Genomic DNA, 12,126 nt, shown 5'->3' with positions numbered 1-12,126 from the left:
CTCAGGTGTGCAAGGCTCAAAAACTGCGAGTGCCGGCGCGCAATACCGTGGCCTTACGGATCGCTAGCCTTGACCCGCGCAAGGTCATCCGCCGGCGGGAAGGCCAGGATGCCGCTCGTGACCTACAAGGTGTGGGCGGCGAGCCTCCTGCCGTGACCGCGCCGCTGGAGCAGGTGCAGATAGACCATACGGTCATCGACCTGATCGTGGTCGATGACCGCGACCGGCAACCTATTGGCCGCCCGTACCTGACCCTCGCCATCGACGTGTTCACCCGCTGCGTGCTCGGCATGGTCGTCACGCTGGAAGCGCCGTCTGCCGTTTCGGTTGGCCTGTGCCTCGTGCATGTCGCCTGCGACAAGCGCCCTTGGCTGGAAGGACTGAACGTGGAAATGGATTGGCAGATGAGCGGCAAGCCCTTGCTGCTCTACCTAGACAACGCGGCCGAGTTCAAGAGCGAGGCCCTGCGCCGGGGTTGCGAGCAGCATGGCATCCGGCTGGACTATCGCCCGCTGGGACAGCCGCACTATGGCGGCATCGTGGAACGGATCATCGGCACGGCGATGCAGATGATTCACGACGAACTGCCGGGAACGACCTTCTCCAACCCTGACCAGCGCGGCGACTACGATTCCGAAAACAAGGCCGCCCTGACGCTGCGCGAGCTAGAGCGCTGGCTCACATTGGCGGTCGGCACCTACCACGGTTCGGTGCACAACGGCCTGCTCCAACCGCCGGCCGCGCGCTGGGCCGAGGCCGTGGCGCGTGTCGGCGTACCGGCCGTCGTCACACGCGCTACTTCGTTCCTGGTCGATTTTCTGCCGATCCTCCGGCGCACGCTGACCCGCACCGGCTTTGTCATCGACCACATCCACTACTACGCCGATGCGCTCAAGCCGTGGATTGCGCGGCGTGAACGCTGGCCGTCCTTTCTGATCCGGCGCGATCCGCGCGACATCAGCCGTATCTGGGTCCTGGAACCGGAGGGACAGCATTACCTGGAAATTCCCTACCGTACCTTGTCGCATCCGGCTGTCACCCTCTGGGAACAACGGCAGGCGCTGGCGAAACTGCGGCAGCAAGGGCGCGAACAGGTGGATGAGTCGGCGCTGTTCCGCATGATCGGCCAGATGCGTGAGATTGTGACCAGCGCGCAGAAGGCCACACGCAAGGCGCGGCGTGACGCGGATCGCCGCCAGCACCTCAAGACATCAGCTCGGCCGGACAAGCCCGTTCCGCCGGATACGGATATTGCCGACCCGCAGGCAGACAACTTGCCACCCGCCAAACCGTTCGACCAGATTGAGGAGTGGTAGCCGTGGACGAATATCCCATCATCGACCTGTCCCACCTGCTGCCGGCGGCCCAGGGCTTGGCCCGTCTTCCGGCGGACGAGCGCATCCAGCGCCTTCGCGCCGACCGCTGGATCGGCTATCCGCGCGCAGTCGAGGCGCTGAACCGGCTGGAAGCCCTTTATGCGTGGCCAAACAAGCAACGCATGCCCAACCTGCTGCTGGTTGGCCCGACCAACAATGGCAAGTCGATGATCGTCGAGAAGTTCCGCCGCACCCACCCGGCCAGCTCCGACGCCGACCAGGAGCACATCCCGGTGTTGGTCGTGCAGATGCCGTCCGAGCCGTCCGTGATCCGCTTCTACGTCGCGCTGCTCGCCGCGATGGGCGCGCCGCTGCGCCCACGCCCACGGTTGCCGGAAATGGAGCAACTGGCTCTGGCACTGCTGCGCAAGGTCGGCGTGCGCATGCTGGTGATCGACGAGCTGCACAACGTGCTGGCCGGCAACAGCGTCAACCGCCGGGAATTCCTCAACCTGCTGCGCTTCCTCGGCAACGAACTGCGCATCCCGTTGGTTGGGGTAGGCACGCGCGACGCCTACCTAGCCATCCGCTCCGATGACCAGTTGGAAAATCGCTTCGAGCCGATGATGCTGCCGGTATGGGAGGCCAACGACGATTGCTGCTCACTGCTGGCCAGCTTCGCCGCTTCGCTCCCGCTGCGCCGGCCTTCCCCAATTGCCACGCTGGACATGGCTCGCTACCTGCTCACACGCAGCGAGGGCACCATAGGGGAACTGGCGCACTTGCTGATGGCGGCGGCCATCGTCGCCGTGGAGAGCGGCGAGGAAGCGATCAACCATCGCACACTCAGCATGATATCGACAACCTCTCGCGCAACCAAGACATCGCGGTCGGACTGCAAGTGATCTTGAAGCCACGGGCCCGTCCCACCCCGACATGGACCTCGATGCCCGAACGGACGTTAGATTTCGAGTTCTAGGCGTTCTGCGATGAAGGTTGGATCCCAGCCGGGATTGAAAGTGTCGACGTGGGTGAATCCGAGCCGCTCGTATAGGCCACGCAGGTTCGGGTGGCAGTCGAGCCGCAGCTTGGCGCACCCCTGCGTTCGCGCGGCATGGCGGCAAGCCTCGATCAGCGCGGAGCTGACACCCCGGCCCGCATGTGTCCGTCGCACCGCGAGCTTGTGCAGATATGCGGCCTCCCCCTTGAGGGCGTCGGGCCAGAACTCGGGATCCTCGGCCGACAAGGTGCAACAGCCGACGATGCCGTCGCTGCAACTCGCGACTAGGAGCTCGGATCTCAGGACGAAGGTCTCCGCGAATGTCCGGTCGATCCGCGCGACGTCCCAGGCGGGCGTTCCCTTGGCGGACATCCACGCCGCAGCGTCGTGCATCAGCCGCACAACCTCGTCGATATCACCCGAGCAGGCGACCCGAACGTTCGGAGGCTCCTCGCTGTCCATTCGCTCCCCTGGCGCGGTATGAACCGCCGCCTCATAGTGCAGTTTGATCCTGACGAGCCCAGCATGTCTGCGCCCACCTTCGCGGAACCTGACCAGGGTCCGCTAGCGGGCGGCCGGAAGGTGAATGCTAGGCATGATCTAACCCTCGGTCTCTGGCGTCGCGACTGCGAAATTTCGCGAGGGTTTCCGAGAAGGTGATTGCGCTTCGCAGATCTCCAGGCGCGTGGGTGCGGACGTAGTCAGCGCCATTGCCGATCGCGTGAAGTTCCGCCGCAAGGCTCGCTGGACCCAGATCCTTTACAGGAAGGCCAACGGTGGCGCCCAAGAAGGATTTCCGCGACACCGAGACCAATAGCGGAAGCCCCAACGCCGACTTCAGCTTTTGAAGGTTCGACAGCACGTGCAGCGATGTTTCCGGTGCGGGGCTCAAGAAAAATCCCATCCCCGGATCGAGGATGAGCCGGTCGGCAGCGACCCCGCTCCGTCGCAAGGCGGAAACCCGCGCCTCGAAGAACCGCACAATCTCGTCGAGCGCGTCTTCGGGTCGAAGGTGACCGGTGCGGGTGGCGATGCCATCCCGCTGCGCTGAGTGCATAACCACCAGCCTGCAGTCCGCCTCAGCAATATCGGGATAGAGCGCAGGGTCAGGAAATCCTTGGATATCGTTCAGGTAGCCCACGCCGCGCTTGAGCGCATAGCGCTGGGTTTCCGGTTGGAAGCTGTCGATTGAAACACGGTGCATCTGATCGGACAGGGCGTCTAAGAGCGGCGCAATACGTCTGATCTCATCGGCCGGCGATACAGGCCTCGCGTCCGGATGGCTGGCGGCCGGTCCGACATCCACGACGTCTGATCCGACTCGCAGCATTTCGATCGCCGCGGTGACAGCGCCGGCGGGGTCTAGCCGCCGGCTCTCATCGAAGAAGGAGTCCTCGGTGAGATTCAGAATGCCGAACACCGTCACCATGGCGTCGGCCTCCGCAGCGACTTCCACGATGGGGATCGGGCGAGCAAAAAGGCAGCAATTATGAGCCCCATACCTACAAAGCCCCACGCATCAAGCTTTTGCCCATGAAGCAACCAGGCAATGGCTGTAATTATGACGACGCCGAGTCCCGACCAGACTGCATAAGCAACACCGACAGGGATGGATTTCAGAACCAGAGAAAGAAAATAAAATGCGATGCCATAACCGATTATGACAACGGCGGAAGGGGCAAGCTTAGTAAAGCCCTCGCTAGATTTTAATGCGGATGTTGCGATTACTTCGCCAACTATTGCGATAACAAGAAAAAGCCAGCCTTTCATGATATATCTCCCAATTTGTGTAGGGCTTATTATGCACGCTTAAAAATAATAAAAGCAGACTTGACCTGATAGTTTGGCTGTGAGCAATTATGTGCTTAGTGCATCTAACGCCTGAGTTGAGGGGCTTTTGCGGAGTAGGCGCAGCCTGCGTAGCAAAAGTCCCGCTCCAACGATTTGTTATGCCGCATCTGCTACTCGGCGACTGAGCGATTTTTGTGTGCTTTGACAACGTTCGCTGTGTGCTGGAGCAAGTCTAGACCGCCCGGTAGACCGTGCCCGGGAATGACGACCTCTGCTTCCGGGTAGTGTTTTTGAATCCGCTCAACGGAGGTGGGCCATTCAGCCAGTTATGCCGCATCTGCTACTCGGCGACTGAGCGATTTTTGTGTGCTTTGACAACGTTCGCTGTGTGCTGGAGCAAGTCTAGACCGCCCGGTAGACCGTGCCCGGGAATGACGACCTCTGCTTCCGGGTAGTGTTTTTGAATCCGCTCAACGGAGGTGGGCCATTCAGCCAGATCGGCATCGGCCACGTTCCCCGCAGACGTGCGTGACAACTCATGAACGGCACAACCACCGTATAGCACGTTCGCTGACGGGACGTATACAACCAGATTGTCGGTCGAATGCGCAGCACCAGGATAGAAGAGCTCTACTGGACCGAAGCGCACTGCGTCCCCGCTCGATGAGAGTCCTTCTAGAGAATGCGTGGGAATCTCGTTCCCCTCTGCCTCGGCTAGCCGGCGTGTCGACGGTGATGCGTACGTTGCCACCCCAGCCGCCCGAAGGACATCAACGCCGCCGACGCGGTCGTCATGAAAGTGCGTGGAGACTGCACGCGTTACGGGAAGTCCAATTTGCTTTTCAATCTCCGCGAGAAGTGCCGCTGTGTTTTTCGCACCCCACGCTGTATCAATCAAAAGCAACTCATCACCATCACGGACAATGAGACCATTGGACGGGTAGACCGCGCCATCAAACGACTGCGTTGCGATATGCGACCAAACACCATCGGCAATCTGGTAAAGTCGGACCTCTCCGACCGGAATTTCGTTGACTGTCGGATACTCACCACTCGGCTCCCCGGAATGGGCTAACGGACTTGCGACAGCCATGACAGACGCGGTCATGTAGACCAATAAACTACTAATAACTTTTAACATCAAGACTCCATAGGGGTGGGTGCGGCATAACGTTTGACATGAGGGGCGGCCAAGGGCGCCAGCCCTTGGACGTCCCCCTCGATGGAAGGGTTAGGCATCACTGCGTGTTCGCTCGAATGCCTGGCGTGTTTGAACCATGTACACGGCTGGACCATCTGGGGTGGTTACGGTACCTTGCCTCTCAAACCCCGCTTTCTCGTAGCATCGGATCGCTCGCAAGTTGCTCGGCGACGGGTCCGTTTGGATCTTGGTGACCTCGGGATCATTGAACAGCAACTCAACCAGAGCTCGAACCAGCTTGGTTCCCAAGCCTTTGCCCAGTTGTGATGCATTCGCCAGTAACTGGTCTATTCCGCGTACTCCTGGATCGGTTTCTTCTTCCCACCATCCGTCCCCGCTTCCAAGAGCAACGTACGACTGGGCATACCCAATCGGCTCTCCATTCAGCATTGCAATGTATGGAGTGACGGACTCTTGCGCTAAAACGCTTGGCAAGTACTGTTCCTGTACGTCAGCAAGTGTCGGGCGTGCTTCTTCTCCGCCCCACCACTCGACGATATGAGATCGATTTAGCCACTCATAGAGCATCGCAAGGTCATGCTCTGTCATGAGGCGCAGTGTGACGGAATCGTTGCTGTTGGTCACGATGCTGTACTTTGTGATGCCTAACTTTGTTTTAGGGCGACTGCCCTGCTGCGTAACATCGTTGCTGCTCCATAACATCAAACATCGACCCACGGCGTAACGCGCTTGCTGCTTGGATGCCCGAGGCATAGACTGTACAAAAAAACAGTCATAACAAGCCATGAAAACCGCCACTGCGCCGTTACCACCGCTGCGTTCGGTCAAGGTTCTGGACCAGTTGCGTGAGCGCATACGCTACTTGCATTACAGTTTACGAACCGAACAGGCTTATGTCAACTGGGTTCGTGCCTTCATCCGTTTCCACGGTGTGCGTCACCCGGCAACCTTGGGCAGCAGCGAAGTCGAGGCATTTCTGTCCTGGCTGGCGAACGAGCGCAAGGTTTCGGTCTCCACGCATCGTCAGGCATTGGCGGCCTTGCTGTTCTTCTACGGCAAGGTGCTGTGCACGGATCTGCCCTGGCTTCAGGAGATCGGAAGACCTCGGCCGTCGCGGCGCTTGCCGGTGGTGCTGACCCCGGATGAAGTGGTTCGCATCCTCGGTTTTCTGGAAGGCGAGCATCGTTTGTTCGCCCAGCTTCTGTATGGAACGGGCATGCGGATCAGTGAGGGTTTGCAACTGCGGGTCAAGGATCTGGATTTCGATCACGGCACGATCATCGTGCGGGAGGGCAAGGGCTCCAAGGATCGGGCCTTGATGTTACCCGAGAGCTTGGCACCCAGCCTGCGCGAGCAGCTGTCGCGTGCACGGGCATGGTGGCTGAAGGACCAGGCCGAGGGCCGCAGCGGCGTTGCGCTTCCCGACGCCCTTGAGCGGAAGTATCCGCGCGCCGGGCATTCCTGGCCGTGGTTCTGGGTTTTTGCGCAGCACACGCATTCGACCGATCCACGGAGCGGTGTCGTGCGTCGCCATCACATGTATGACCAGACCTTTCAGCGCGCCTTCAAACGTGCCGTAGAACAAGCAGGCATCACGAAGCCCGCCACACCGCACACCCTCCGCCACTCGTTCGCGACGGCCTTGCTCCGCAGCGGTTACGACATTCGAACCGTGCAGGATCTGCTCGGCCATTCCGACGTCTCTACGACGATGATTTACACGCATGTGCTGAAAGTTGGCGGTGCCGGAGTGCGCTCACCGCTTGATGCGCTGCCGCCCCTCACTAGTGAGAGGTAGGGCAGCGCAAGTCAATCCTGGCGGATTCACTACCCCTGCGCGAAGGCCATCGGTGCCGCATCGAACGGCCGGTTGCGGAAAGTCCTCCCTGCGTCCGCTGATGGCCGGCAGCAGCCCGTCGTTGCCTGATGGATCCAACCCCTCCGCTGCTATAGTGCAGTCGGCTTCTGACGTTCAGTGCAGCCGTCTTCTGAAAACGACAAAGATGCTGATTTTGCACCCTCTCGCACGGTGCAGAAATCTGGTGCATAAACGACCCATGATTTATGGATACGCGCGAGTCTCGACGGATGGACAGGATGTTGCAGCACAGGCGGAGGCGCTGCGCGCGGCAGGCTGTGAGACGATTGTGCGCGAGGTGGCCAGCGGAGCGCGTGAGCGCCCCCGCCTGAAGGGTCTGCTCAATAAGCTGAACGATGGGGATGTGCTCATTGTGACGCGGATCGACCGCCTCGCCCGCTCCTCGTTAGACCTGCACCTGATCCTCGATACTGTGGCGAAGCGCGGAGCCGGATTCCGGTCCTTGGGTGACGCATGGGCTGACACCACAAGCCCGCATGGTCGTCTACTACTGGCGATCCTTGCCGGTCTTGCGGAGTACGAGCGCGAGCTGATCAAGGTTCGAACTGGCGAAGGGCGGGCGCATGCCAAAGCGCGGGGCGTACGGTTCGGTGCGCCGACGAAATTGACCCCCTATCAGCAGCAGGAAGCGCTTGAGCGGTTGGACAGGGGAGAGGCGCCCTCCGTTGTGGCGCTATCGTATGGGGTAAGCCGGTGGACCATCCAGCGACTACGATCTGACCGGCAATAGAGCGCGGCTTTGCACCCGTCTCATCGATAGGGCTAGCCCCGCTTTCCCAGAGGTTGCCCGCCTCTCGCCTCCTAGTTGAATATCGCGCGTCCGATTACTACATTTTGGGCGGGCTAAGTAACGGGGAGGGGATAATGATAATTCACTATAATATGGTCGCTGGCTGGATGGGATTTCCGCACCTGAGCATTTCTAACGGTCTGACGCATTCTTATGCGATTGCCTACAGACTGAAGGACAAGACGAACGAGCACTGGACTGCTCGTTTCATTCGCTTCAAGGACAAGAATAATAAGGCTGAGTGGGGTGGAGCAACGGTTTTCTATGAGGCCGTCCCGGCTCTCATCAAGCATCTCGGCGTCGATCCGAAGCGCACAGCGTTCATTCCTGCTCTCTCATCGGGAGAAACTAAGGCGGACCCTAATAGGTCCATTCCGTGGATAGCCAAGGAATGCGCAAGGATATGTGGTGCGCAGTATACCGACGCAGCGCTCTCAAAAAATGTTCATCAGAAGATTCACTCAATATATTCTGCTGACGGTCGTAGCGCCGAGCTGGACAAGGCAAAATACCAATCCACAAAGATCGATGCTGAACACGTTTTTGTTTTTGATGATTTCATTACGCGGGGTGATACACTGTCGCGCATCGCTCTGGCGGTACTTGCAGCAAATCCAAAGAGCAAAGTCTACGGGATAGCGCTTGCGAAGGCTGAAAGTGTGGCCTTCTGCCCTAATCCTGATAACGATCACGTTCCTGCTCGTTGGGACGATCTCTGGAAGCAGGGTGAACAGGAGCACGACGCGAAATTCAAGAAGGGCTAGAACATGGCTGTATCGTCCATATCAACGACCTCCGTGGCTCTTGCCGCTCTGATGAAGCTCAAAGGTGTTGGCCGTCGCGCGGCCCTACGCATTGTCTACGGTCCTATTCCCACCAGTGACGCGAAGGAACTCGTCGTAGATAGGGCGATCCGGGCGAAATTGCCGGAAGCTGCCCTACTGGACGCGTGGGACCGCGCTCAAGACGAGCTGGAAAACACGAAAGCCAGCGGCATCAAATTCTATTCCTTTCATGACGAAGGTTACCCCGAACGGCTGCGGAATATCCCTGATCCACCGGCCGTCCTCTATGTGAAGGGCGATGAATCTGGCTTGCATGCGGCTAAATGCCTTGCGGTCGTAGGAACGCGAGAACCTACCCCTTACGGGGAAGCTGTCGCCAGAAAATCGGCGGCAACAGCCGCCGAAGCAGGCTTCACCATCGTCAGCGGCCTTGCGCATGGTTGCGACACTCTGGGGCATGAGGGCTGCTTAGATGCCCATGGTGTGGGCGTCGCTGTCATGGCGCACGGCCTCGATAAGGTCTATCCCGCCGCTAATCGCGGGCTGGCCAGCCGTCTATTGGAAAACGGCGGCTGCCTAGTCAGTGAATATCCGCTCGGTGTAACACCAATGCGGACAGCCTTTGCCGAACGAGATCGAATCCAAAGCGGCCTTTCCGATGCGGTTCTTGTCATAGAGACGGACGTTAAAGGTGGGACCATGCACACGGTCCGCTTTTCGCGAGAGCAGAGGCGCACACTGGCTTGTATCGATCATCCCGACAAATGGAAGCATGAGGATAAGACAAAGGGTAATCAGATGATGATTGCCGAGCGATGGGCACGAGGCATAGCCGACGGTCCCGCTTTGATGCAGTTCCTTATGGACATCGAAAAGGTAACGCCTTCTAGCGTGCCCGAACCAAAGAAGCCAAAAAATATTGACCCTCAAACCTCGATGGCTTTCTAAATGATCATTTTCGATTTCGACCAGACCCTTGTCGATACGTCTTCCGTCGAACATCTGCGCGCTGCCCGCAACTGGAAAGCAGTCATGGCGCAAGCATCGAAATTGCCGGTCTACGATGGGATTAACGAGCTAATCCAAGAGCTGCATGAGTCCGGCCAGACCATCGCTATTGTCACAAAAAGCCCTGATATGGTGCCAAAGGCATTCATAAAAGCCCATGGCTGGCCGATAGATATCGTCGTCGGCTACCACCATGTGAAGAACCGGAAGCCCCATCCAGAAGGCTTGCTGCTCGCCATGTCGAAGGCGGGAGCCGCCCCGGACGACACTTACCACGTAGGCGATCAGCCGCAGGATACCGAGGCTTCACGTGGTGCGAACGTGACCGCAGTAGGCTCGGCATGGGGATGCACAGACACGTCAGAACTGGAAGCTTCAAAGCCAGATGTTATGTTTGCTTCGGTTGCCGAGCTGCGGGATTATTTCAGGGCCAAACTGGACATAGACGACTAGCCCCGTAGGCCCGCTCTCTCACATAGGGCTGTAGGGCCGTAGGGGGCGGGTTATCTTGCTCGGGTAGCCATCTCGCTTGTGTGGCCTCTTGAAACTTGGGCGACTCAGCGTAAGTTCTGCGGCGGAAACGGCGCTCGGCAAAAGCGTTTCTTTCTATCTTACTATCGACCCCGGACGGGTGACCGTCTGGGGTTCGGCTTTTTAAGGGGCTGGCGATTGAAGCAGACGAACGGAGGGCTGTTTCCGCTCCATTGCTTTCGACAGCTCATAATTGGCCTGCAATACCATCCATGAACGAGCCGTCCCGACGCCAGCTCGCTCTAATCGGATCGCCAGATCAGCGGTGATGCCCGAACGGCCGTTGACGATACGCGAAAGCGTCGAGCGCGCCATTCCGAGGCGCTGAGCTGCATCAGTCACATCGATGTTGAGAGGCACTAGAACATCCTCGCGCAATATTTCGCCGGGATGGGGGTGGTTCTTCATGATCATGCTCGCTTCCTAGATTTACACACCCACTGACGCCTTGCTCCGGAGGCCCGCTCTCATGGGCGAAACATCGACGGAGCGAGCCGGGAGCGCGCAGCTTTCATCGTGGGGTAAGGTGACACACCTCGCTCGGGGGGCAATCCCTTCGGTGGCTTCACTGCTCCGTCTTCGACGCCGAAGACATCCAGTGCGTCAAAATAGTTATAGGCTCCGAACCCCTCATATTTATCAGCTTGCAGAATAGCGGCCTGTTCCGCCAGCACCGGGGGTGCATCCTCGGGCGGCAGCTCATCATCAATAACGAGCGCAACAACGTCAGACGCCCAACCGCCCCACTGCGCAAGCTCCTGCCATTTGTTGCCGTTAGGTATTACAGGCACCATCCATTCTGAATGCCAGAGGTCGCGGCGCAAACCCTGTTCAATCAAGCGGCCGTGCAGGTCCTCCAGATCGTCGGGCCACGTCTTCCGCCATGTCGAAGTCAGCACGAGCTTGGCGTGCGCCCGGTCACACAGCCTGACCAATAAGCCGATGCTGGTCTGGTCCAGCTCAAGGTGCTTCATTCGGCTTTCGACCGGCAAACGCCACAGGGGCGCATTGTGCGCCGTGGTCCAACTCCTGAAGGACAAAAGCACGCCGTCGATGTCGATGAATATCAAGTGGCTCGGTGTACCAGAGAGTCCAATCTCGTCCGGCGGCATCACGGCCCGAATGGCGTCCTCTACTCGGCTTTTATCAAAGAACGTTTCTAACAGTGTTGGAAGCTTATCAGGGTCGGTGAAGGATCGTTCGAAACGATACCCGCCCCCCTCGACCGTTCCAATCAATCCCCAAGCATTATCATATGCCTTTTCAATACTCTCATCGTTCGGTCTTACCAACAATTCGAGATAGACCGTGAATCGCTTGTCTCCATCCGATCTAACTTGCACAAAAGAGTGCAGCCCGAAGTCCAAACGCACTGGCAATTTCAGGTGCTCGAAAGATACGCGCATCGAGAATTACTCCCTTTTAACGGTCGAACCGGTCATCTCGATCACCTGTGCCGTGTTCCTGCCGGGTCGAGCGTTCGTCGCTTCGGGCCGTTCGGTACGCCTCTGCGCGGTCAAAACCTGTTTCCTGAGCGAAGGTTTGCTCCTGCCGCGCACGCACAGCCAGGTACGCGGATTTCCGGTCTATGGAGGGTGGCGCGGCCTGCCCGGCGCTGACCTCCCTTTGATGCTCGGCTTCGACACTCGCCACCTTGGCTTGCCATGCTGATTCCGCTCCGCTGACGGCTGCGGAATCCGCGCTGTCGCTCTTGGCGATGCCTTCTTGCATCGCGGAGCGGTTTTCGCCGGTTAGCTTGTCCTGATTGGCCTTTTCCTTCTCCCGGTGCGCGTCGTTCTTCTCACGGGTGATGGCCTCATGCTCGTGCTTCGCCTCTTCGAAGCTCTGGAATATTTTGCTCATC

General features: G+C 58.9%; 15 protein-coding genes and 1 pseudogene. 7 read left to right on the top strand and 9 right to left on the bottom strand.

Going from position 1 to position 12,126, the window contains the following annotated elements; translation table 11 throughout:
* On the top strand, positions 1-1,316 hold a 1,316-nt coding region (locus U2P60_RS21400), incomplete at its 5' end, for a transposase (RefSeq protein WP_413574383.1).
* 2 nt (positions 1,317-1,318) lie between these two features.
* Positions 1,319-2,221, top strand: a complete 903-nt coding sequence (locus U2P60_RS21395; protein WP_121784565.1) for a TniB family NTP-binding protein — start codon at positions 1,319-1,321, stop codon at positions 2,219-2,221.
* Between the two features lie 56 nt (positions 2,222-2,277).
* Here U2P60_RS21395 and U2P60_RS21390 read toward each other — a convergent pair whose 3' ends face one another.
* The 6 genes and pseudogenes from U2P60_RS21390 to U2P60_RS21365 all read right to left on the bottom strand — a co-directional run bounded on the left by U2P60_RS21390 (position 2,278) and on the right by U2P60_RS21365 (position 5,893).
* A complete protein-coding gene (locus U2P60_RS21390; protein WP_000376623.1) occupies positions 2,278-2,778 on the bottom strand; it encodes a GNAT family N-acetyltransferase in 501 nt (166 codons plus the stop codon).
* A 127-nt stretch (positions 2,779-2,905) separates the two neighbouring features.
* Positions 2,906-3,745 carry a sulfonamide-resistant dihydropteroate synthase Sul1 gene (gene sul1, locus U2P60_RS21385; RefSeq protein ID WP_000259031.1) on the bottom strand — a complete coding sequence of 280 codons (840 nt, stop codon included), beginning with the start codon at positions 3,743-3,745 and terminating at the stop codon, positions 2,906-2,908.
* Positions 3,739-4,086, bottom strand: coding sequence for a quaternary ammonium compound efflux SMR transporter QacE delta 1 (locus U2P60_RS21380; RefSeq protein WP_000679427.1), 348 nt, complete (start codon positions 4,084-4,086; stop codon positions 3,739-3,741). Before U2P60_RS21380 ends, sul1 begins: the two co-directional genes overlap by 7 nt.
* Before the next feature lie 191 nt (positions 4,087-4,277).
* Positions 4,278-4,433, bottom strand: a pseudogene (locus tag U2P60_RS21375) (VIM family subclass B1 metallo-beta-lactamase); the annotation flags it as partial.
* Between the two features lie 14 nt (positions 4,434-4,447).
* Complete coding sequence (locus U2P60_RS21370) at positions 4,448-5,248, bottom strand: subclass B1 metallo-beta-lactamase VIM-4 (protein WP_032492008.1); 801 nt, start codon at positions 5,246-5,248, stop codon at positions 4,448-4,450.
* Between the two features lie 90 nt (positions 5,249-5,338).
* Positions 5,339-5,893 carry an aminoglycoside N-acetyltransferase AAC(6')-Ib3 gene (locus tag U2P60_RS21365; protein WP_032488579.1) on the bottom strand — a complete coding sequence of 185 codons (555 nt, stop codon included), beginning with the start codon at positions 5,891-5,893 and terminating at the stop codon, positions 5,339-5,341.
* A 160-nt stretch (positions 5,894-6,053) separates the two neighbouring features.
* On the opposite strand from U2P60_RS21365, the gene intI1 reads away from it, so the two are divergent.
* The 5 genes from intI1 to U2P60_RS21340 all read left to right on the top strand — a co-directional run bounded on the left by intI1 (position 6,054) and on the right by U2P60_RS21340 (position 10,184).
* Positions 6,054-7,067, top strand: a complete 1,014-nt coding sequence (intI1, locus tag U2P60_RS21360) for a class 1 integron integrase IntI1 (protein ID WP_000845054.1) — start codon at positions 6,054-6,056, stop codon at positions 7,065-7,067.
* Positions 7,068-7,311: 244 nt separating this feature from the next.
* Positions 7,312-7,878: a recombinase family protein gene (locus U2P60_RS21355; protein WP_413574382.1), complete on the top strand. Its 567-nt coding sequence runs from the start codon at positions 7,312-7,314 to the stop codon at positions 7,876-7,878.
* A gap of 134 nt (positions 7,879-8,012) precedes the next feature.
* The gene (locus tag U2P60_RS21350; protein ID WP_413574381.1) at positions 8,013-8,702 is read left to right on the top strand and encodes a phosphoribosyltransferase; all 690 of its coding nucleotides are present in this window, start codon (positions 8,013-8,015) and stop codon (positions 8,700-8,702) included.
* A gap of 3 nt (positions 8,703-8,705) precedes the next feature.
* Entirely contained in the window at positions 8,706-9,671 is a 966-nt protein-coding gene (locus tag U2P60_RS21345; RefSeq protein ID WP_413574380.1) for a DNA-processing protein DprA, read from the top strand.
* Complete coding sequence (locus U2P60_RS21340) at positions 9,672-10,184, top strand: HAD family hydrolase (RefSeq protein ID WP_413574379.1); 513 nt, start codon at positions 9,672-9,674, stop codon at positions 10,182-10,184.
* Positions 10,185-10,385: 201 nt separating this feature from the next.
* Here U2P60_RS21340 and U2P60_RS21335 read toward each other — a convergent pair whose 3' ends face one another.
* The 3 genes from U2P60_RS21335 to U2P60_RS21325 are packed head-to-tail and all read right to left on the bottom strand — an operon-like array spanning position 10,386 to position 12,125.
* The gene (locus U2P60_RS21335; protein ID WP_413574378.1) at positions 10,386-10,676 is read right to left on the bottom strand and encodes a HigA family addiction module antitoxin; all 291 of its coding nucleotides are present in this window, start codon (positions 10,674-10,676) and stop codon (positions 10,386-10,388) included.
* A gap of 53 nt (positions 10,677-10,729) precedes the next feature.
* On the bottom strand, positions 10,730-11,668 hold the full coding sequence (locus U2P60_RS21330) for an HAD domain-containing protein (RefSeq protein ID WP_413574377.1): 939 nt from the start codon (positions 11,666-11,668) through the stop codon (positions 10,730-10,732).
* Between the two features lie 16 nt (positions 11,669-11,684).
* The gene (locus tag U2P60_RS21325) at positions 11,685-12,125 is read right to left on the bottom strand and encodes a hypothetical protein (RefSeq protein ID WP_413574376.1); all 441 of its coding nucleotides are present in this window, start codon (positions 12,123-12,125) and stop codon (positions 11,685-11,687) included.
* Position 12,126 lies beyond the last annotated feature (1 nt).

This window comes from Brucella sp. H1_1004 (assembly GCF_047308065.1).
In the GTDB taxonomy this organism is placed as follows: domain Bacteria; phylum Pseudomonadota; class Alphaproteobacteria; order Rhizobiales; family Rhizobiaceae; genus Brucella; species Brucella pseudogrignonensis_B.
This window is presented reverse-complemented; position numbering and strand designations above follow the sequence as displayed.